Raw genomic sequence first — 17,652 nt, 5'->3', positions numbered from 1 at the left:
TGCGGTTTGAGTCAACAGTCATATCTGTAGATAAAGGTATCGTCAATCCTCCCCAGGCCATCGAGGCGCTCGTTCACGAGAGTGGCTTCACGTTTGAAACCACATTTCAACGCAACCGACTGACTGCGCAGGTTACGTCCTGCCGTACGAATTTCGATTCTCTTTGCCTGCAAAAATGCTGAGGCTATGTTTGTGACCTGTTTGCATGTTTCAGACATTATGCCTTTCCCCAACACATCGGTAGCGAGCCAGTAGCCGATTTCATAGTAAGGAATCGCGCGATTTCTGATGAATAAGCTAATACAGCCCACGAGTTCATCTGACTGACGATCAATAATTAAAAATTTATATTCTTCTCTGTCATTCAGAAAATTATCAGCCGCCTCCGCCATGTTTTTCTTAACAGAATCAAGAGAATGAAATCCCGGAGACCAGAGCAAGAATTCATGATGAAGAGAACTGAACGCATTCAGTTTTTGCTGCATTTCTTCTGTACGGCTCATGTCAGGGGCAATCAGATAAAAATTTTTATGCTGCCGAAAATGTAAAGGAATATCATCCAGATACATATTAAATCTCCCGTGCACAGGTTATTTTTATTTCTTATCACAAGCGAGGAACAGCGGCATCCACTTTTCATGATGTGGGGAGCAGCAAACTTCCCCCTCCAGCCCGCGATAAGCCGAACGGCGCTCGCGCGCCAGCATCAGCAAAAGCCGCTCATCTCCCCAGCATGCTGAGTCCACCTCGTACACCATCATGCCGTTTCCACATCCGGGCGAGATCCACATCCCCATGAATGTTATATAACTGTAAGTATTAATCGAATAAAGTTGCTACCTAGCGCGTTTATGCGTTGTCTGTTCACTGGAGAATCCCGTTATGACGCGCGCTGTTACTTTTCTGGTTGCTGGGTTGCTGCTGAGTCCGTTATCCCACGCCGCCTCACTTTATTACACGATTTCCACCCCTGACACCGCGATAGGGCTGTCATGGCGCGCCTTTGGCGGTATTTCACATGCGAAATTAACGGGCGTGACCGGCGAGGTCGCGCTGAATCCGACGAATGAAATGGATAATCATGTGAAGGTCAGTATTCCGGTCTCCACGCTGATTGCCTCAAACAATCTGCTGACCTACCAACTGAAAAGCAGCATGTTTTTTGATGCGCCGCGCTATCCCAATATCGTTTTTACCAGCAGCCGGATCGTGGCGCAGGGCAACGGCCATTTCAGAATTTTTGGTTCGTTATCGGTCAAGGACGTGCAGCGGCCGGTGATTCTGGAGGCCACGATGGAAGAGCACGATCGCACTGCGCAGAGCGAGGACAGGATATCGCTACATGCGATGACCACGATTTCCCGTTCGGCCTACCATATGGATCGTTTTACCGCGCTGGTGGATGATACGGTGACCATCAATATTGATATCCAGGCAGAGGCCAGCCACGTGCCGTGAAACGGCGTTACCGCCAGCAAGGCCGCTGGCCGTTAAGCGTTGAGGGATTTTTTCAGGGCGTCAGCACTGGCGGCCAGTTCCCCGTCCGGGTTGCGGCCTATCAGAACAAACTGGTAGCCGCCATGATGCCACCAGACCAGGCGCATATCATGGCGTTGCTCACGCTGCAGGCCGCTCGTGGCAGGCTGCTCGTCCGGGGAAATGCACAGCGCCATCGGGCCGTATTCCGCATGAATCCACGCAATCTGTGCAATGGACGTGCTGTCATAGCGCAGCATGCGCACCATCTTTAATTCCGCATCCGGCAAGGCAAGCTGCCGGGCATGAAGACGCAGGCCAATGTCCTGCGCCGTTCGCGCCAGTCCATGCTGCAGCGCGGCAGGGGAGTTATCCGCATCCAGCAGGGTTTCTGCGCTGTACAGTGACATGTACTGCGCTTCGAGATCGCGAATTTTCTCGCTCTCGCTCAGCCTGGTTTTAGCCGGGCGAGCAAGGTAGCCCAGGCCCGATCCGATCACCAGAAAACTCAGCGAGGCCGCAATCAGCGAACGACGGCTGACGCCCGATGTGGCGGCAACGGCAGCAGCAGCGGGTTCCTGCCCTGGCGCGGCTAATAGCGTGTCGAGCTGGCGCTGCAGTTTGGCTTCCGGTGCCTTATCCAGTAAGGGCGCAAAGGCCGCGTCAAAGTCGAGCTGGCTTTTCATCAGTTCATCAACGCGTTCAGCCAGCTCCGCATCGTTTTCCAGCAGCGACGCAAACTGGCGTGCATCCTCGGGGTCCATCTCGCCATCCAGCCAGGCGACTAAGGCTTCGTCACTGTAAGGGGGCGAAAAATGCAGCCTGTTCATGAGCGTTTCTCCTTCGCAGCGGCCTGAGCATCAAATGATTTTGCCAGCGCCGAACGCGCGGTTGCCAGCCTGCTCATAATGGTGCCGATGGGCACGGCCAGCGTCTCTGCGGCTTCCTGATAGGTAAATCCTTCGACATACACTAAAAATACGGTATTGCGCTGGGCTTCTGGCAATGCGCTGACGCGCTGCATGATTTTCTGAAAATGCAGGCGTTCATCGTCACGTTCCCGCGTATCAGGGGCCAGCAGGTCATCGCTTTCCACAAAACCCTGTCCTAACCGCACGCGGCGGGCGCGTAGATCGGAAATCCAGATGGAGTGAAGAATCGAGAACAGCCAGCGATCTATCCGGGTACCTGGCGTAAACTGCGCGCTCTTTTCGAGCGCGCGAACACAGGTAGACTGCACGAGTTCTTCGGCAACGTCGTGGTTTCGGGACAGCACCAGCCCGTAGCGCCACAGGCGCGTCAGATGGGCAGCAAGCTGCTGACGAACTTCGCTGGTAGTGATGTGACTGTCCTCATGGTACGTATCAGGATTCCGGATGGCCATCAATGGCGGCCTGCAAATCACGATACTCTTCGCATCCTGTACCGCACAGGCTGGCGATGGTTTTCAACTGCGCTTTTGCCAGATCGGGACGGCCTTTAATCAGCCACGCCTCGCCCAGGTATTCGCGCACTTTCGCATAGCGCGGGTTAAGCGCCAGCGAGCGTTGATAATACCCGATACCTTCGTCGGTACGCCCGAGTTTTCGGGTGGCATAACCCCGGTAATTCCAGGCTTCTGCGGTATTGGGCTGTTTCAGGCTATCCAGCAGCGTCAGCGCGGCCTGATATTCGCCTTTTTTTGCCAGATGATAGGCATAGTTGGTCTTGTCTTCGTCACTCAGGCGTGCCGTCTTGTCGGGAACGCACTGTTTACTCTTGCTGTCGTAAACCTGCCCACGCGGACAGTCGGGAATGTTACTGTTGGTGCTGTCATCGCCTGCGGCCAGGGCCGGGTTGGCGTGGATAACAAACAGCAGGGCCGGAATCAGCAGCTTACGGCCTGTGGCACGCAGCAGTGAAGAGGTGTTTTTCATGGTAGTGCTCCAGTTAACGGTAGGTTCGAACGGGCAGCATGCGGCGCAGCACGTTATCGCGTAAAACGTAGTGGTGGATAAGGGCGGCCAGCGCATGGAACGAGGCCAGAATAATCAGCGCCCAGGCGACATTGTTGTGTAATTCCCCCAGGGCATGTTTGAGCAGGGGATCGACATGCACCAGCCCGGTCAGATCGAACAGGCCAAAAAAACCAAAGGGTTCCTGCTGTGCCCAGCGAAACATAAAGCCCAATACAATTTGTGTGAACAGCAGCAGATAGAGCGCACCGTGCACGCAGTGTGAAAGGAATTTTGCCGGACGAGAAATGGCCGCGGCAGGCATCGCGTAACGCGGTGAGCGTTGGCTCATCAGCCGCCAGATCGGCCGGACCACCATCACCAGTGCCAGGATGATCCCGCAGGAAATATGCACCGACTGTAATCCCTTGCGGAGCGGTGTCCCGCGCTCCAGCCATTCCCAGATGTGCGCACTGGCAAATAAAAAGATGGCGCTGGCAGCGGTAATCCAGTGCAGCGCCAGGGTCATGCTGTCGTAGCGCTGTCGGGGTTTTTTGGGTTGTGCTTGAATCATGGCTTGCGATCTCTCAGTCAGGTTTATGATGAGTGAACGTATCTGTGCGGATTTTTATTCGATATTTTTTTAACGCACTGCGTTTGGGTGAGGTCACTCACCACAGGAAGGGCAAGAAAACGGCTGAGTTGCCCATTTCTGTACACGCAGTGCCATCTGCCGTCACAGGTATGTTCTGGTTGCCGGTGAGCCATTCGGATGATGCGCATCCTGCGAAAGGACATTGACGTCATCGGGAGGGTGTTTTAATGATGTAGGGCAGTTATCACCCGGTTGTTAAAAGCCAAATCCACTCTTAAGGCGCGTTCTCATGACGATACAGGTTTGCATTCCCGATGATTATCAGCTGGTCACGGCGGGCCTCGACTGCCTGCAAAACCTTCCCCAATTTCACTGCACTGCCATTGGGGATATCAGCCGGGATTCTGGCGCGGATGACGCGCTGGCAAGTGCCCAGGCCTTGATCCTGATCCGTGAGCGCACCACCGTCGACGACGCCTTTTTACAGCGCACGCCAAATCTGAAGCTCATCAGCCAGACCGGCAAAATCGCCCGCAATATCGATCTCGCGGCCTGTTCACGGGCTGGCGTTGCCGTGGTAGAAGGCGTGGGTTCGCCCGTTGCCCCGGCGGAGCTGACATGGCTGTTGATCATGGCGGCCCGCAGAAAGTTCGTGCAGGCCGTTAACGCCATGCGCGCCGGACACTGGCAGGCGGAACTGGGGCAGGGCGTGCACAATCAGAGGTTAGGGATTTTGGGCTACGGAAAAATCGGCAAGCGGATTGCGGCTTACGCTAACGCCTTTGGTATGCAGGTGCAGGTCTGGGGCAGCGATCGCGCCAGGCAGGAAGCGCAGCAGGAGGGATTGATCGTGCCTGCCAGCCGTGAGGCGTTTTTTGCGACCAGCGATGTGATAACCGTTCATCAGCGCTTAGTGGCAGAAACTCAGGGCAACGTTACGCTCGACGATCTGCTACATATGAAGCCCGATGCGCTGTTTGTGAACACCAGCCGGGCAGAGCTGGTGGCCGCCGATGCGTTGCTGAGTGCGCTCCAGCAGGGCCATCCGGGCTTTGCGGCGCTTGATGTCTTTGAGGCAGAGCCGATTTACGATCCGGCGCATCCGTTATTATCGATGCCCAACGTGCTCTGCACGCCGCATATCGGCTATGTCGAGAAGGACAGTTACAGGCTGTATTTCAAAACCGCGTTCGACAACGTGGTGCGCTTTTTTGAGGGTGATACAAGCCACGTGATCAACCCGGATGTGCGGGGATAATTGGAAGGGCTGCGCCAGATCGTTACGTTAGCGCAGCGCAATTCCGTGCGGTTGTTAAGGTAAATAATAAATCTCTTAAGAAATATTAAGAGAAGGCAAAAAAATGAGTATTAATGAGGGTTTTTATTAAGTGAAAAGATAAGAAAGGTTTTTAATTTTTAAGGTTTAAGTTTGTTAAGCCACTCAACCTCGATAATAAGGCATAAAAATGAAGATGAAAAACATCCCCTTTGGGATAACCGACTGGTCACAGATCGAGGAAGAACGGCATCCGGGGGAAAGCGGATTCGCGCTCTGGCGCGTGGCAACGTTTGGCGATATCCGGGTCAGAATGGTCGAGTATTCCCCCGGCTACGTCGCCGATCACTGGTGTATCAAAGGACATATTCTTCTGTGTCTGAAAGGGGAGCTGGTGACAGAGCTGGATGACGGACGGACATTTGTATTAACGCCCGGCGTGAGTTATCAGGTTGCCGACGATGCTGAAGCACATCGTTCAACGACCACGGCGGGAGCAACCCTGTTTATCGTTGACTGATGGGATTGGTAGCCTTATTGCGGGTGGGATGGATTTTTCATGCGATGGGGAAATTGAAGTGCTGTTTCGTAGATTACCTTGTTGGGGAAGGGTGCTTTCTGATGAGAAAGGCACCAGGGCGGCCTGATAAGCGTAAGTTTAGTGTGGTGGGGCTTATTGTCGTCGCTTACCGTTCAGAACGTAAATATGCGGACCTGCCGTGAAATCAGTGAATCCACCAGTGGTAATTTTAGTCAATGTTCAATAAAGCGTGTTTTTCAGCCTGTCCGGCAAGGCCTTATCGTATGCATCTCCATCGATTTCTGATTGTGAAATCATCTTCAGAATAGTGCCAGTGCTGGGTAGGGTTTTCCTGTCAATCTGAATGGCAGGATCCCATAATTTCGAGCGGATGATAGCCCTACTGCATTGAAACATTACACTCTGTACTGAAATACGTAACACTGTTTTAGGCAACTGGCCTTTCATTTCAAATTTTTCCAGTAGGGTTGGGTCTATAGAGATCTCAGCAGTGCCGTTTAAACGTATCGTTTCTCCAATTCCCGGCACCAGAAAGAGAAGCGCTACCCTGTTGTCTGTTAAAATATTACGCAGACTGTCAAGACGATTATTACCCCGGCGGTCAGGCAGAAAAACGGTTTTCGCATCATGAATATGCATAAAGCCGGCCGGATCGCCTCTTGGGGATATATCCAGCCCATGAGGCCCTGAAGTTGCAAGGACGACAAAAGATGATGCCTCTATAAAAGGGCGGTATGCCTGATGAATATGATCAGTAACTTTCATTAAGGAAGGTTTGGCTACAGCGTCGTAAAGCTTGTCCAACTCAAAAGTATCTCTTACTACCATGTCTTTATAAATCATCCTAAAGCTCCTTTCATTCAAAATGACAAATTTGCACGAGTTCTATGAATAAAACATGACGGATGAGCCAGAAATACGATCTGCCTGGTTTGAATCAGCCAAAACCTCTCTGATGTAATGTATATGCCTACAGCACGCTGGCGTTGCATAGTCATATTACTTAGGTGATGCTCGCTTCTGGCACTCAGCGGACATCAGATAGCTCCAGGTTGCCCTCCGCTGTGAGCGGAAAGCGGGCAATCAGCGTCAAAAGCTACTTTTTTTACTGCACCTTCTCTATGGTATGAAACGATGACTAGCCAGGTCCTGAGTCCGGACCTGACGGCAATAAGTTTGATCATTTACACGAGGTTCGATACTTGCTATATCTTATCTCACATCGGCGTGCACTCTGGCCTCTCTAGTCATTTCAAGCACTTATAGAGGGTATTTTAATGAATCAGACCCACTCTGTTCCGGAAATTTATAATCCTGAAGTGCCCTATGCAGTAAAATGCGAGATAGTGACACAACTGTGCCGGGCACTGGCTTCCCATAAAAATATCTCTCCAGAGGATTTGAGAAAGTATCTTCTGGAGAAAACGCATGTTGATTTCGAAAATCTCGAAGGTAATCCGGTAGGCATGCTGCTGCTGTATGAGTACCTTTACTCTCAGCGCCCCACAGCTTGCGCCAGCGCTAAAGAAAACCTCCATTAAGAGCAGCCTCCAGCAGGGGGCTAATCGGTCCTGTCACCCCGCGCGCGAACGCCAGTCGTAGCGTTATCAAAATTCACAACTACCTTGTGCACTCCTGGCACGAAGCAGACGAGCGGACTAAGCAGAAAGTCCGCTATGAGCAAGAAGCGCATATTGCTCAAATCGGGATGTGCTCATCGGCGGGGGCTGGTCAGCCCTGTTAGATATCTAACCTGTGCCGGAACAAATTCGTCTGAGTCTGGTGACGTTATTTATGCTCATTGTCTTCTGCATCATGGGTCCGGCAGGCGCCGGGCTGCCTCTGAAAGGTGAAGTGAGTATTTAAGCCGGATAGCCTTTAAGGCAGAAAAATCTCAAAATGGCAGCGGTCTGGCGGAACTCAGCGGGCCGTCCTGCCATAACCTGTGGCCAGGGCATCAGCTCAGCGCATAAGCCATTTGCAGAGCGTAAAAATCCTGAATAATCAATATGGTTTTGTCATACAGCTGTGTACCAGGCGCGGATGTGCCTGACGTCAGTCCGTGTTAATTAACGGGGCAGGGTTCCTGACAGTGGGTTATTTACTCAAAATGACGGGCATGCATAACAGTTGCCTTAAAAAGCGTAATTCGATTATTTACATACTCAGAGATAAAAAGCGCTTAAACCGAAAATTTGAAGGTATGTTTGTAGCACTCGCGCAGGTGCCGACAGGTAGAGCCATAGGTGGTGTCATGAAGCCTGGTACCGGCTAAGGCTAAACAGAAGTGAATTAACGGTAGTCTTTAAGCTTCAGGCTAAAATTTTACAAAATTGTTTCTCGATATCAGGTGAGCGAGGCCGATACTCATTTTACAGGCAGGATCATCTCCGAGCAGGTCGATGAACTCATCAAGGACAGCCGCATGAAATCCGTAACCAATGACCAACTGGGGGCCGCCGTGGCCAGAACGTCGCTTTGCGCAATATACCTTCTTTCTTCAACCGGAGAGGTGATGAGCTGGAACCTTGGATGCCGTGAGATTAAGGGTTGGGAAAGCCGTGATATCAGAGGGCAACATATTTCGGTTTTTTACGATGAAGATGAACAGGCCAGGAACATACCTGAGGCCGATCTGGGGTATGCACGTGAGCATGGCAAGTTTACAGGCGAGGGCTGGCGTCTCCGGAAAAACGGCAGCACATTTCGTGCATCAGTTGAAATAGAATTTCTCAACCCATCTGAGAAAGAACACGCTGCTTTTATTAAAATCGTGCGGGACGTTTCGCATGATTATCAGGAAAGGGCTGCCCTACGCATCGCTCAACAGGTCATCCAGAAAAGGGAAACAGAGTTATCAGACACCAATAAGGTGCTCGACGCTGTGTTCTGCCACACGCCCTGCGCCCTCATTCTGTGTGACGTAAAATCGGGTGGCATAATACGCGCGAACCCGACAGCCATGAATTCGCCCCATCTGCAGGCGCTGGTATTGAGCGGTAATACCCTGACAGGTATCCCTGAGGCGTTGCCAGCCGATCTGAGTGCTGTGTTCAGGCAAGCCTATGATCTCCTTCCCGATGAAGGGTTCAGTGAAACTGTCTCTTCAGACGATACCGCACCGGAATTTTCACTGCGGATTTCTGCAGAAAGGCTGAATTCGGGCGGCGGAGAGGACTATCTTCTCTATACCATACTGGATGTCACGGCAGAGTATCAGGCAGCGGCAAGGGCTAATCACCTGGCACTGCATGATCCACTGACAGGGCTGCTTAACCGCCGTGGCCTGATGCCCAGGCTGGAGACGCTTCTGAGTGGCGACAGCCCCTTTGCCGTCATGGTCTCTGACATTGACCGCTTTAAAAGCATCAATGACGTTCTGGGCCATCCCACAGGGGATGCACTGCTCATTGATGTTTCTGCGCGGCTACAGTCCGTCCTGCGCCCTGAAGATATCCTGGCCCGCACAGGCGGCGACGAGTTCGTTGCCGTCTTACCGGGTATAAGCTCAGCAGCAGAAGCAAGCGAAACGGTATCACGCCTCACCGCAGTGCTGAAGGAACCCTTCATGCTGAAAGGCCGCAAGGTCACGTCGGGTTGCAGCTTCGGAGTATGCCTTTTTCCGGGCTACGCGCGGGATGCTGAAAGCATGTTATCGGCAGCAGATATCGCCCTGTATGCGGCCAAGTCAGCCGGACGTAATGGCTGGGTCATCTTTACAGATGAGCTTGCCAGTTCAGCGAAAGAGCGCTTCAGTCTGGAAAACGACCTGCGTGGTGCGCTGGAGAACGGTGAGCTTCAGCTTTTTTACCAGCCCGTTGTGTGCAGCGTAAGTGAAGAAGTCGTGTCATATGAAGCCCTGCTGCGCTGGCATCATCCTGTAAGGGGAAGCGTTCCGCCTGACGTTTTCATACCGCTTGCTGAAAAAACCGGGCTTATCCATGATATCGGCGCATTTGCGCTTACGCGTGCCTGTACTGACATGGCAGGCTGGTCGGGACAGGCGCGGGTGGCAGTAAACATTTCGCCCCGACAGTTCAGAGACCCGCAACTGGCGAACAGAGTGAAAAACGTCCTGATTCATAGTGGGCTGCATCCAAACAGGCTGGAACTCGAAATTACCGAGTCCGCGCTGTTCGACAACCCCGAGTTCAGTTATGAAGTGATACGGAAATTCAGGGAGACGGGCATTGATATGGTGCTGGATGATTTTGGCACCGGTTTTTCTTCCCTGAGCCACCTCAGCTCCGGACTTTTCAGCAGGATAAAAATTGATAAGTCATTTATCAGCGACCTGCACCGGGATGCCGGAGCGGCAGCTATCGTCAGTTCCGTTCTTTCACTTTGCCGTCAACTAAAGGTTGAAGTTACCGCAGAGGGCGTGGAGACACCTGCACAGGCTGAGTGGCTCAGAAAATATGAATGTCCTCTGCTACAGGGATATCTCTTTGGCAGGCCAGGGCCTTACTGGATTCAGAAGTGAAGTCTTTGCCCTTATCAGGACCTGCCGGCGGCGCTTACATTTTGCGCCGCGGGTCAGGTTTTAACTGGAAAGAAAGTGCATGCCTGAGGGATCGATAACAAAAAACGCATGCCTTCTTTTCAGGGATGCCATTAGGGCACAGCTTCCGTCAATTACTGTCCTGATAACTGACGGCCATACTGACAGGCGTGCCGGGCAGTGCGTTACACAACCTTTATAGATAATGTTCTGCATCCGCATCGCCCGGCCATTCGGTAAATGCCGACGGCGTAGTTTGAGCTAATTTAAGGTCTGTGCTGTACGCCGTTCCCTCTTTATCGTCGATGTATGAAAGTTTACTTAGCAAAATACGCCGTAAACCTGTCTGAAAGACTGAAATCTAAAGTTGTTTCACAGTTTCAGCGTAGCGTTTATCGCTGAACTTGTTTTCCCATTTGGCTATGACAATAGGGGCCAGCGTATTTCCCAGAACGTTAAGCGCCGTATTAGGCATATCCATTAAGCGGTAAACGCCGGCAATGAAAGCAATACCTTCTAACGGGATACCAGCACTAGAGAGCGTGGCGGAAAGAATGACGAACATAAAACCAGGAACACCGGCTGCGCCCTTAGAGGTGATGACCATCGTCACAACAAGCATCATCTGATCGGCAAGGGTCAGGTGAATGCCATAGATTTGCGCGATAAACAGCGTTCCGATGCCAAGGAAAAGAGAGGCACCGTCAAGGTTAAATGAATACCCCGTAGGAATAACAAACCCTGAAACCGTTTTATCGACGCCGAACTTTTGTGTTTTCTGAATCAGCTGTGGCAGAACAGATGTTGAGCTGGCGCTTGAAAAAGCAAGTATCAATTCATCTTTGATAATGCGGATAATGGTAAAAATATTAATGCCGACGGATCGGGCGATGAGTCCAAAAACAATAATAACAAACAGAATGGCGGTAATATAAGTTGTGGCAATCAGTTTCACCAGCGGCAGAAGAGACGCGACGCCGAAATCGGTCACCGTTACCGCTATCATGCCAAATATCCCGATAGGGGAATAGGCCATGATCATGCCTGTAACTTTGAACATCCCATCAGCAATGGCAGAAAAGAAATTGACCACGTTCGCCTTTTTTTCATTTTCAAGCGAAGCAATACCAATGCCAAACATGACGGCAAAGAAGATCACGGGCAACAGATTGCCTTTTGCCATAGCATCAACAATATTCTCAGGGATAATGCTCAGGATCACCTGACCAAGCCCATGATTCGCTGACGCGGGCGTAGCGACACTGACCTGATGCTGCACCATCGAAGACAGGTCCGCCCCTGCGCCGGGCTTCACCACGTTTCCTACAATCAAGCCAACGATAATGGCGGTGGTTGTCACGCACAGGAAATAAAAAATGGTCTTCAGGCCCATTCTTCCCACCGCTTTACTGTCAGAATGACCTGCGATACCCACCACCAGGCACGAAAAAACAACCGGAATAACGATCATTTTCATTAATTTAATGAAAATATCGCCGGCAGGCTTAAATATCTGTTCTATAAGCCACGCACTGTGCGCGGGATATAGATTAAGTAGGTAACCTATTACAATGCCTGCCACAAGGCCGACAACAATTTGCCATACAAGGGGGATTCCTGGCTTTTTCATTTAGTTCGTACCTGGTGTTGGTTAATAATTAAGAATCTGCTAGCGAAGCAATGCAATGGCCGTTTTGAGTCGCCGGCATCCTTCTTCAATGACATCAACTGAACTTGCGAAAGAAATGCGTAAGTAAGGAGAAAGCCCGTATGCTTTGCCTGTAACGGTCGCGACGCCTGCGTCACGTAGAAAATACTCCACGACGTCATCGTCAGAGGTTATACGGCTTCCATTGGGTTTTATTTTACCGATCAGCCCGGACACATTAATGAAAAGGTAAAATGCACCTGCTGGTGGGTTAAAACTAAGGCCTGGCAGATTGCTGAGCAGTTCGACAATGCGCTTTCTGCGCGCGGTATAGATGGCGAGCATCTCCTTTACGGGCTGCTGATCACCTGCGAACGCTGCTACTGCAGCCGCCTGGCTTACCGAACTCGGGCAGGTGGTTGTCTGGGAAATCAGTTTGGTGATAGCGCTGGTCAGCCACTGTGGACCCGCGCCAAATCCAAGACGCCATCCGGTCATTGCGTATCCCTTTGAGGCGCCGTTAATAATAAGTATCCGCTCTTTCAGATCCGGCGCGACAGCGGCCAGTGAAAGGTGTGTAGCGTCTTCGTATACAAAGTGCTCATATATCTCATCAAGCATAATGAGCACGTCAGGATATTTTCGCAGCACGTCGGCCAGCGCTATGAGTTCTTCAGCACGGTATACCGCACCGGTGGGATTGTTCGGATAATTAAGCACCACCCAGCGGGTGTTTGCCGTTATGCTCTCTTCCAGTTGCTCAGCCGTGAGCTTAAAGTCATTGGATTCATCACCCTCTACGATAACCGGTGTGCCTTCATTCAGAATGGCAAGGTCCGGATAAGATACCCAGTAAGGAGCATGAATAATGACTTCGTCATTTTTATCCAGCGTGGAAGCGAAAGCGTGAAAAATGATGTGCTTTCCGCCGCTACCACAGACAATTTCGTTTAACTCATAGCGAAGCCCGTTATCACGCTCAAGTTTTTCACAGATTGCCTTACGCAGAACCACCGTTCCTGCTGCGGGAGTGTAATGCGTTTCCGAGTTTTTAAGGGCGTCAACGGTCGCTTTGATAATATGTTCGGGCGTATCAAAATCAGGCTCTCCGATGGTGAAATTGATAATATTAAAACCTTCGGATCGCAACTGAGTAACAAGCTCGTTCGCGGCAATGCTGGGTGATGGCTTGATGCTTTTTAATCGTTGAGACACACGCTGATTCAGTTTCATCACAGGTATCCTTTTTCACGAAGCAGGTCTGTGTACCAGGTTTGATCTTCCTGGCCTGAAGCAATCATTTCCTTTACAGCCTCTTCCTTCTGCGCATGTTTTGCCGCCAGCCTAAGAAGTTCATCCTTAAATTCGTATGCAAAATTCACGATGCCATCTTCGTCTCCGATGATGATGTCCCCGGGGCAGATAACCTGACCGCCGATGCTCACAGGCACGTTTATTTCACCGGGACCGGTTTTGAAAGGTCCTTTGTGAATGATGCTTTTTGCATAGAGAGGGGTATGTTCAAAAGAGGCAACATCACGGATGGCGCCATTGACAACAAATCCTGCGCATCCCTTGCGAAGACACTCAAGTTTAATCAGCTCGCCGATGATGGCGTTATTCGTATCGCCATGTGCGTCAATGACCAGCACATGGCCTTCTTCAATCATGGTCATCGCCCTGTAAACCATGAGGTTGTCTCCGCCGCGCACCTTTACGGTCAATGCGGTACCGATAAGTTTTCCGGTTTTATTGAAGCGTTGCAGACCGCTAATACCGATATTTCGCGACATGTTGTCGCTGAGATGTGGGGTCACAACGTCTCTGAAAGATTCACGTTCAGCGCGTGTCAGTGGTCTGGCGGGCGGATTGATATGGCTTCCTGGGATGGACATAAATGGCCTCAGTGATTTTTAACATTAAATTAACAAACTGGTTGTGTTTGATACTATCGGCCATGAAAGATTGTTTTTAGCGATATTTTGATATAGTTAATCAGTCCTTTTTTTCATGAAAGAAAGATACTTCGGCCATAAAGTTGATAAATATCAAAAACATATGGCGTTAGGCTGTGAATGTAAAAGCAATAAGCTCGCCTCTTTTATGGGAATAAAGGCGCTTTTCGGCGAAGGCATATGAATTTCCTATGTCAGTTCTGTGATCTGAGCAGGAATTTTTCGCCCCTGCTATTAAACGTCTCTTTTCACCCATAGCGAGGCCCCACCAGAGACGGGGTGCGGCTTTCGCAACATTCTGGACTTTTTGTCGGCCGTTTTAAGAGGTAACCCAGGTGATAACATTCAAACAAATGGATGCGCTGATATGGATAGTTAATCTCGGCAGTTTTGAAGCGGCCGCGGAGAAGCTCAATATGACGCAGTCTGCTATATCAAAGCGCATACACGAACTTGAAGTCTCTTTTGATATTGAGGTATTTGACCGGTCGAGCAGAAATGCGCGGCTGACTGAGAAGGGAAGAGAGCTTCTTTTTTACAGTCAGGAGCTGGTAGAGAAAAGAAACCACCTGCTTGAGAGGATCAGCGACAGGAAGGTTCTGATTTCACAACTCCGGCTGGGCGTAACTGAGCTGACATCCCTTACCTGGCTACCCGAGCTGATTCAGCAAATCCGGGAAGTCTATCCCAAGGTACAGATAGTGCCTACCGTGGATGCTTCTCCCGTTCTGTATGATTCCGTCCAGAATGACAAGCTCGATCTGATTATTGCACCTGACATGTACGACGACGTTCGCCTCAACGCGTGCCTTCTGAGCAGTGTCGAAAATTCCTGGATGTCGTCGACAGCACTTATACCCGCTGAAGAGAAAATTGATATTGACGAAGCAGCAAAATATTCCTTTTTTGTGCAGGGTCCCACATCCGGCACAGGTCTGATATATGAACGCTATTTTTCAATGCGCGGCATTAAATTTGACCGCAATATTGTCTGTAATAATCTCTTTGCCCAGATTGGGCTGACGGTTGCCGGCATGGGGATTACCTATCTCCCCCGAAAACCTTTAATGCCTTTGCTGGAAAAAGGGATACTCAGGGAGCTCGATTTCAAACCCAGACTGCCTCTTGTCAGATACAGCGCAATTTATCGGGCCGATCGTGAACAAGGCATCATTCCTCATATTGCCGATATTGCCAGGAATTGCTGCAGCTTCGATAAGTTCCTTTTCGGTTTCTGAGTAACGTGCTGAAATCAGGTAACGCGTTAAGCGATAAAAACAGTTTATCGCCCGCAGAAACCTGCACTTTCCGACGTCCAGAACGGCATAACACTATTGCACTGTGCACAGCCATGCAGCGACGCAGAAACCATAAGGTGTAGTGTTGGGTATACGGACCGTAAGCGTGCCGGAAAAAGACGACTCGCGTCAGGAGCACACTGAGCGCGCATGCGGGGAGACGGCAGGGATGTGATGTTTACCAGAATGAACGTATTCAGTCGCCATGAGTAAATGTGTGCTGTTCACTCATAGTGGACCTTGTGCCCAAACCAGTCGATTTTGTGCTCAAAATGGACTATTAACCAGAGGATAACCTTTTGTCTGCTTGCTATCAGGTTGTTGAAACAGTTCCGTCAGTAGAGGATTTTTGCCGGTTACGCATCATCGCAGGGCTGACGCCACGTCCCGCAGAGGGCGTGCGCCGGGCGCTTCCCTACAGTTGTTATGCAGTCCATATCTGCTTGCAGAATACTGTCGTCGGCATGGGACGTATAGTGGGTGACGGCGCCCTCAATATGGAAATTGTTGATGTAGCTGTAGATCCACAGCATCAGGGCAGGGGGCTGGGCCGCCAAATAATGGAAAGTTTGGCAAACTGGCTCGATAACAATGCCTGTGATGGTGCTTATGTTACGTTAATGGCTGATGTGCCAGAGTTGTATGAAAAATTTGGTTTCATACGAGTCAGCCCTGCAAGTGAAGGTATGGCAAGGATCTGGAAACGAAATAAAGCTACATAAAACAATGCCTGCTTCTCGCTCATGGTGGAATTTGTCCGGTTTGTGCCAGGAGTGGACGTTAACGTCGTTCAATGCATCACTTCTGAGACTGAACATAACAATATTCAGCTACACTTGTTGGTGTTTTGGCCCAGAGCAGGAAAACCCCATCATATCAGAGATATATTTTTGATTAGTAGCATTTAAATCAATAACATACATGGCCCTTTAATGATGCAAGTGATACTTGTTCGACACGCGGAAACCGAGTGGAATGTGAGAGATATTATTCAGGGACAGAGTGATAGCGCATTGACTCTTCGGGGGGAGCGCCAAACATCAGCCTTATTGGCAGCGTTTGCAGCGAGTGATTACCGGGTAGAATGTGTCTACGCTTCTCCGCTTGGCCGTGCCTGGCAAATGGGACAGAGCCTGGCTGAAAGCTTTTGTTGCTCACTGATAGCTGAACCGGCTCTAAAAGAACAGGCATTTGGTCAGTTTGAAGGCATGACAACCGTACAGCTCTCGCAACAAAATCCGGACGCTGCAAAGGCGTTATTCAAACTTGATGCAGAGTATTGTCCGCCAGGGGGGGAGTCTCTCTCACAAGCTTCGCAGCGAATTATGCATTTTTTATCCAATCTCGAAAAACAAAGAGATCATGAAACAATATGTATTGTGTCTCACGGGCAGGTCATTCAGGGTGTGCTTGCGATTCTAAAAAGTGGAACTGTGGATGATTTTCACAGGTATGCACAACCCAACGCGAGTTACTCCGTTTTCGATCTGATTAATGGAAGATGTGCCGCGCTCAGATGGGGGATTGCTACACATTTACGTCTCCTGGATTAGCCGTTACCTTTCAGTCATTCAAAGCTATCATGATTTAAGCACAACTTTATATTCTTCAACGATACTGTATATAATCGCAGAAATATTAAACTCAAGAGATGTTCAAGCCGCTACGGTTGTGAAATTTGCAAGGATTTTGGTAACAAAGTTGTTTTTAATGCTGGATGAAAACGAGTGAAGATAATTTAAGCGAAACTTAACCATTTAATATTCCAAACGCGCTGTCTATCAAATTGTTGAATGGGCTAACTATGACGATACAAAGAAGCTAACTTCAGTAAAGTTGGACTCTCTTTTACAAAAAATGTGCAACTGAAATACATAAACGCTCACCAAATATCCCAGTGGAATACAAGCTTCGAGGAACTTGTTAGACGCAAACCCATTAGCACCCTTATTTATTGTCATCTAATTAATGGTGAAGTTATTTTAAATTAATAAGGCTATTTAAGAGTTGAAATTATACTGATTCCGTTTGGGTTTTGTTTAAGTTTAATTGTTAAGTTATTGATTAATTTATAAAAATAATTTACACGCAAATTGTTGACATTAAGTTATGGTTATGTAAATTTATGTAAGCCGACCCGTAGTGGTTAGCTAACCTAATGCTTAAGCAATGTATTATTTTGATCGGCACAAGTATTTCTGTCCATTTCAACAGATAGGAGTAATAAGATGCAATCAACCGCAGAAAAGCTTTATCAGCCTGTTTTCGCGAGAAAACCTGAGCCTATCAAGCTCTATAAATCAGAACCTAAAGACATCTGCTTTAGCGCAATAAGCACTATGGTGCAGGGTCGAATCAAACGTGACGCCAACCTACTGATGAGCATTTCGGATTTCATCGCTCATATTTAATTTTAACTAATTTTAGG

At 49.6% G+C, this 17,652-nt stretch carries 19 protein-coding genes; 9 read left to right on the top strand and 10 right to left on the bottom strand.

Translation table 11 applies throughout. From position 1 onward, the window contains the following. Window positions 1-11: 11 nt before the first annotated feature. Both QNH99_RS13525 and QNH99_RS13520 read right to left on the bottom strand, forming a co-directional pair. Window positions 12-569, bottom strand: a complete 558-nt coding sequence (locus QNH99_RS13525) for a GNAT family N-acetyltransferase (protein ID WP_410516808.1) — start codon at window positions 567-569, stop codon at window positions 12-14. Between the two features lie 27 nt (window positions 570-596). After that, a complete protein-coding gene (locus QNH99_RS13520; RefSeq protein ID WP_410516807.1) occupies window positions 597-761 on the bottom strand; it encodes a hypothetical protein in 165 nt (54 codons plus the stop codon). 121 nt (window positions 762-882) lie between these two features. Here QNH99_RS13520 and QNH99_RS13515 point away from each other — a divergent pair, with 121 nt between their 5' ends. Next, complete coding sequence (locus tag QNH99_RS13515; protein ID WP_096012410.1) at window positions 883-1,458, top strand: YceI family protein; 576 nt, start codon at window positions 883-885, stop codon at window positions 1,456-1,458. Between the two features lie 32 nt (window positions 1,459-1,490). Here QNH99_RS13515 and QNH99_RS13510 read toward each other — a convergent pair whose 3' ends face one another. Genes QNH99_RS13510 through QNH99_RS13495 form a run of 4 tightly spaced genes read right to left on the bottom strand, consistent with a single transcriptional unit; the run spans window position 1,491 to window position 3,984 of the window. Next, window positions 1,491-2,306, bottom strand: a complete 816-nt coding sequence (locus tag QNH99_RS13510; protein WP_109716138.1) for an anti-sigma factor family protein — start codon at window positions 2,304-2,306, stop codon at window positions 1,491-1,493. Then, complete coding sequence (locus QNH99_RS13505; RefSeq protein WP_109716139.1) at window positions 2,303-2,860, bottom strand: sigma-70 family RNA polymerase sigma factor; 558 nt, start codon at window positions 2,858-2,860, stop codon at window positions 2,303-2,305. The genes QNH99_RS13510 and QNH99_RS13505 overlap by 4 nt, the downstream gene beginning before the upstream one ends. After that, window positions 2,841-3,392 carry a tetratricopeptide repeat protein gene (locus QNH99_RS13500; RefSeq protein WP_096012413.1) on the bottom strand — a complete coding sequence of 184 codons (552 nt, stop codon included), beginning with the start codon at window positions 3,390-3,392 and terminating at the stop codon, window positions 2,841-2,843. The genes QNH99_RS13505 and QNH99_RS13500 overlap by 20 nt, the downstream gene beginning before the upstream one ends. Before the next feature lie 13 nt (window positions 3,393-3,405). After that, entirely contained in the window at window positions 3,406-3,984 is a 579-nt protein-coding gene (locus tag QNH99_RS13495; RefSeq protein ID WP_410516806.1) for a cytochrome b, read from the bottom strand. Between the two features lie 310 nt (window positions 3,985-4,294). On the opposite strand from QNH99_RS13495, the gene QNH99_RS13490 reads away from it, so the two are divergent. Both QNH99_RS13490 and QNH99_RS13485 read left to right on the top strand, forming a co-directional pair. Continuing rightward, window positions 4,295-5,263, top strand: a complete 969-nt coding sequence (locus QNH99_RS13490) for a D-2-hydroxyacid dehydrogenase family protein (RefSeq protein ID WP_410516805.1) — start codon at window positions 4,295-4,297, stop codon at window positions 5,261-5,263. A gap of 208 nt (window positions 5,264-5,471) precedes the next feature. Continuing rightward, window positions 5,472-5,801, top strand: a complete 330-nt coding sequence (locus QNH99_RS13485; protein WP_410516804.1) for a DHCW motif cupin fold protein — start codon at window positions 5,472-5,474, stop codon at window positions 5,799-5,801. 240 nt (window positions 5,802-6,041) lie between these two features. Here QNH99_RS13485 and QNH99_RS13480 read toward each other — a convergent pair whose 3' ends face one another. Further along, a complete protein-coding gene (locus tag QNH99_RS13480) occupies window positions 6,042-6,665 on the bottom strand; it encodes a pyridoxamine 5'-phosphate oxidase family protein (protein WP_063879205.1) in 624 nt (207 codons plus the stop codon). 434 nt (window positions 6,666-7,099) lie between these two features. Between QNH99_RS13480 and QNH99_RS13475 the strand changes: the two genes are divergently transcribed. Both QNH99_RS13475 and QNH99_RS13470 read left to right on the top strand, forming a co-directional pair. Continuing rightward, window positions 7,100-7,363 (top strand): hypothetical protein, encoded by a 264-nt coding sequence (locus tag QNH99_RS13475; RefSeq protein WP_158086992.1) that lies wholly within the window; start codon window positions 7,100-7,102, stop codon window positions 7,361-7,363. A gap of 884 nt (window positions 7,364-8,247) precedes the next feature. After that, complete coding sequence (locus QNH99_RS13470; protein ID WP_172897656.1) at window positions 8,248-10,305, top strand: EAL domain-containing protein; 2,058 nt, start codon at window positions 8,248-8,250, stop codon at window positions 10,303-10,305. Between the two features lie 379 nt (window positions 10,306-10,684). Here QNH99_RS13470 and QNH99_RS13465 read toward each other — a convergent pair whose 3' ends face one another. The 3 genes from QNH99_RS13465 to QNH99_RS13455 are packed head-to-tail and all read right to left on the bottom strand — an operon-like array spanning window position 10,685 to window position 13,866. Further along, a complete protein-coding gene (locus QNH99_RS13465) occupies window positions 10,685-11,953 on the bottom strand; it encodes a cation:dicarboxylate symporter family transporter (RefSeq protein WP_109716144.1) in 1,269 nt (422 codons plus the stop codon). 39 nt (window positions 11,954-11,992) lie between these two features. Continuing rightward, window positions 11,993-13,204, bottom strand: coding sequence for an aminotransferase class I/II-fold pyridoxal phosphate-dependent enzyme (locus tag QNH99_RS13460; protein WP_283355458.1), 1,212 nt, complete (start codon window positions 13,202-13,204; stop codon window positions 11,993-11,995). Then, on the bottom strand, window positions 13,204-13,866 hold the full coding sequence (locus QNH99_RS13455; protein WP_410516803.1) for an RraA family protein: 663 nt from the start codon (window positions 13,864-13,866) through the stop codon (window positions 13,204-13,206). Before QNH99_RS13455 ends, QNH99_RS13460 begins: the two co-directional genes overlap by 1 nt. A gap of 395 nt (window positions 13,867-14,261) precedes the next feature. Here QNH99_RS13455 and QNH99_RS13450 point away from each other — a divergent pair, with 395 nt between their 5' ends. From QNH99_RS13450 to QNH99_RS13435, 4 genes are all read left to right on the top strand, one after another. Further along, a complete protein-coding gene (locus tag QNH99_RS13450; protein ID WP_145395246.1) occupies window positions 14,262-15,164 on the top strand; it encodes a LysR family transcriptional regulator in 903 nt (300 codons plus the stop codon). Window positions 15,165-15,523: 359 nt separating this feature from the next. Further along, window positions 15,524-15,946 carry a GNAT family N-acetyltransferase gene (locus QNH99_RS13445; protein WP_410516802.1) on the top strand — a complete coding sequence of 141 codons (423 nt, stop codon included), beginning with the start codon at window positions 15,524-15,526 and terminating at the stop codon, window positions 15,944-15,946. A 210-nt stretch (window positions 15,947-16,156) separates the two neighbouring features. After that, entirely contained in the window at window positions 16,157-16,777 is a 621-nt protein-coding gene (locus QNH99_RS13440) for a histidine phosphatase family protein (protein ID WP_283355456.1), read from the top strand. A gap of 675 nt (window positions 16,778-17,452) precedes the next feature. Continuing rightward, the gene (locus QNH99_RS13435; protein WP_063879215.1) at window positions 17,453-17,635 is read left to right on the top strand and encodes a hypothetical protein; all 183 of its coding nucleotides are present in this window, start codon (window positions 17,453-17,455) and stop codon (window positions 17,633-17,635) included. Window positions 17,636-17,652 lie beyond the last annotated feature (17 nt).

It is taken from the genome of Pantoea allii (genome assembly GCF_046529425.1).
Classification (GTDB): Bacteria; Pseudomonadota; Gammaproteobacteria; order Enterobacterales; family Enterobacteriaceae; genus Pantoea; species Pantoea allii.
The sequence above is the reverse complement of the archived record's forward strand: the minus strand, read 5'-3'. Positions and strand labels throughout refer to the sequence as shown.

Coding starts and splice junctions, on each gene's coding strand:
- QNH99_RS13520 (WP_410516807.1), bottom strand. CDS start 761: ATGATGGTGTACGAGGTGGACTCAGCATGCTGGGGAGATGAGCGGCTT.
- QNH99_RS13510 (WP_109716138.1), bottom strand. CDS start 2,306: ATGAACAGGCTGCATTTTTCGCCCCCTTACAGTGACGAAGCCTTAGTC.
- QNH99_RS13500 (WP_096012413.1), bottom strand. CDS start 3,392: ATGAAAAACACCTCTTCACTGCTGCGTGCCACAGGCCGTAAGCTGCTG.
- QNH99_RS13495 (WP_410516806.1), bottom strand. CDS start 3,984: ATGATTCAAGCACAACCCAAAAAACCCCGACAGCGCTACGACAGCATG.
- QNH99_RS13485 (WP_410516804.1), top strand. CDS start 5,472: ATGAAGATGAAAAACATCCCCTTTGGGATAACCGACTGGTCACAGATC.
- QNH99_RS13515 (WP_096012410.1), top strand. CDS start 883: ATGACGCGCGCTGTTACTTTTCTGGTTGCTGGGTTGCTGCTGAGTCCG.
- QNH99_RS13460 (WP_283355458.1), bottom strand. CDS start 13,204: ATGAAACTGAATCAGCGTGTGTCTCAACGATTAAAAAGCATCAAGCCA.
- QNH99_RS13475 (WP_158086992.1), top strand. CDS start 7,100: ATGAATCAGACCCACTCTGTTCCGGAAATTTATAATCCTGAAGTGCCC.
- QNH99_RS13505 (WP_109716139.1), bottom strand. CDS start 2,860: ATGGCCATCCGGAATCCTGATACGTACCATGAGGACAGTCACATCACT.
- QNH99_RS13470 (WP_172897656.1), top strand. CDS start 8,248: ATGAAATCCGTAACCAATGACCAACTGGGGGCCGCCGTGGCCAGAACG.
- QNH99_RS13480 (WP_063879205.1), bottom strand. CDS start 6,665: ATGATTTATAAAGACATGGTAGTAAGAGATACTTTTGAGTTGGACAAG.
- QNH99_RS13435 (WP_063879215.1), top strand. CDS start 17,453: ATGCAATCAACCGCAGAAAAGCTTTATCAGCCTGTTTTCGCGAGAAAA.
- QNH99_RS13440 (WP_283355456.1), top strand. CDS start 16,157: ATGATGCAAGTGATACTTGTTCGACACGCGGAAACCGAGTGGAATGTG.
- QNH99_RS13465 (WP_109716144.1), bottom strand. CDS start 11,953: ATGAAAAAGCCAGGAATCCCCCTTGTATGGCAAATTGTTGTCGGCCTT.
- QNH99_RS13525 (WP_410516808.1), bottom strand. CDS start 569: ATGTATCTGGATGATATTCCTTTACATTTTCGGCAGCATAAAAATTTT.
- QNH99_RS13455 (WP_410516803.1), bottom strand. CDS start 13,866: ATGTCCATCCCAGGAAGCCATATCAATCCGCCCGCCAGACCACTGACA.
- QNH99_RS13490 (WP_410516805.1), top strand. CDS start 4,295: ATGACGATACAGGTTTGCATTCCCGATGATTATCAGCTGGTCACGGCG.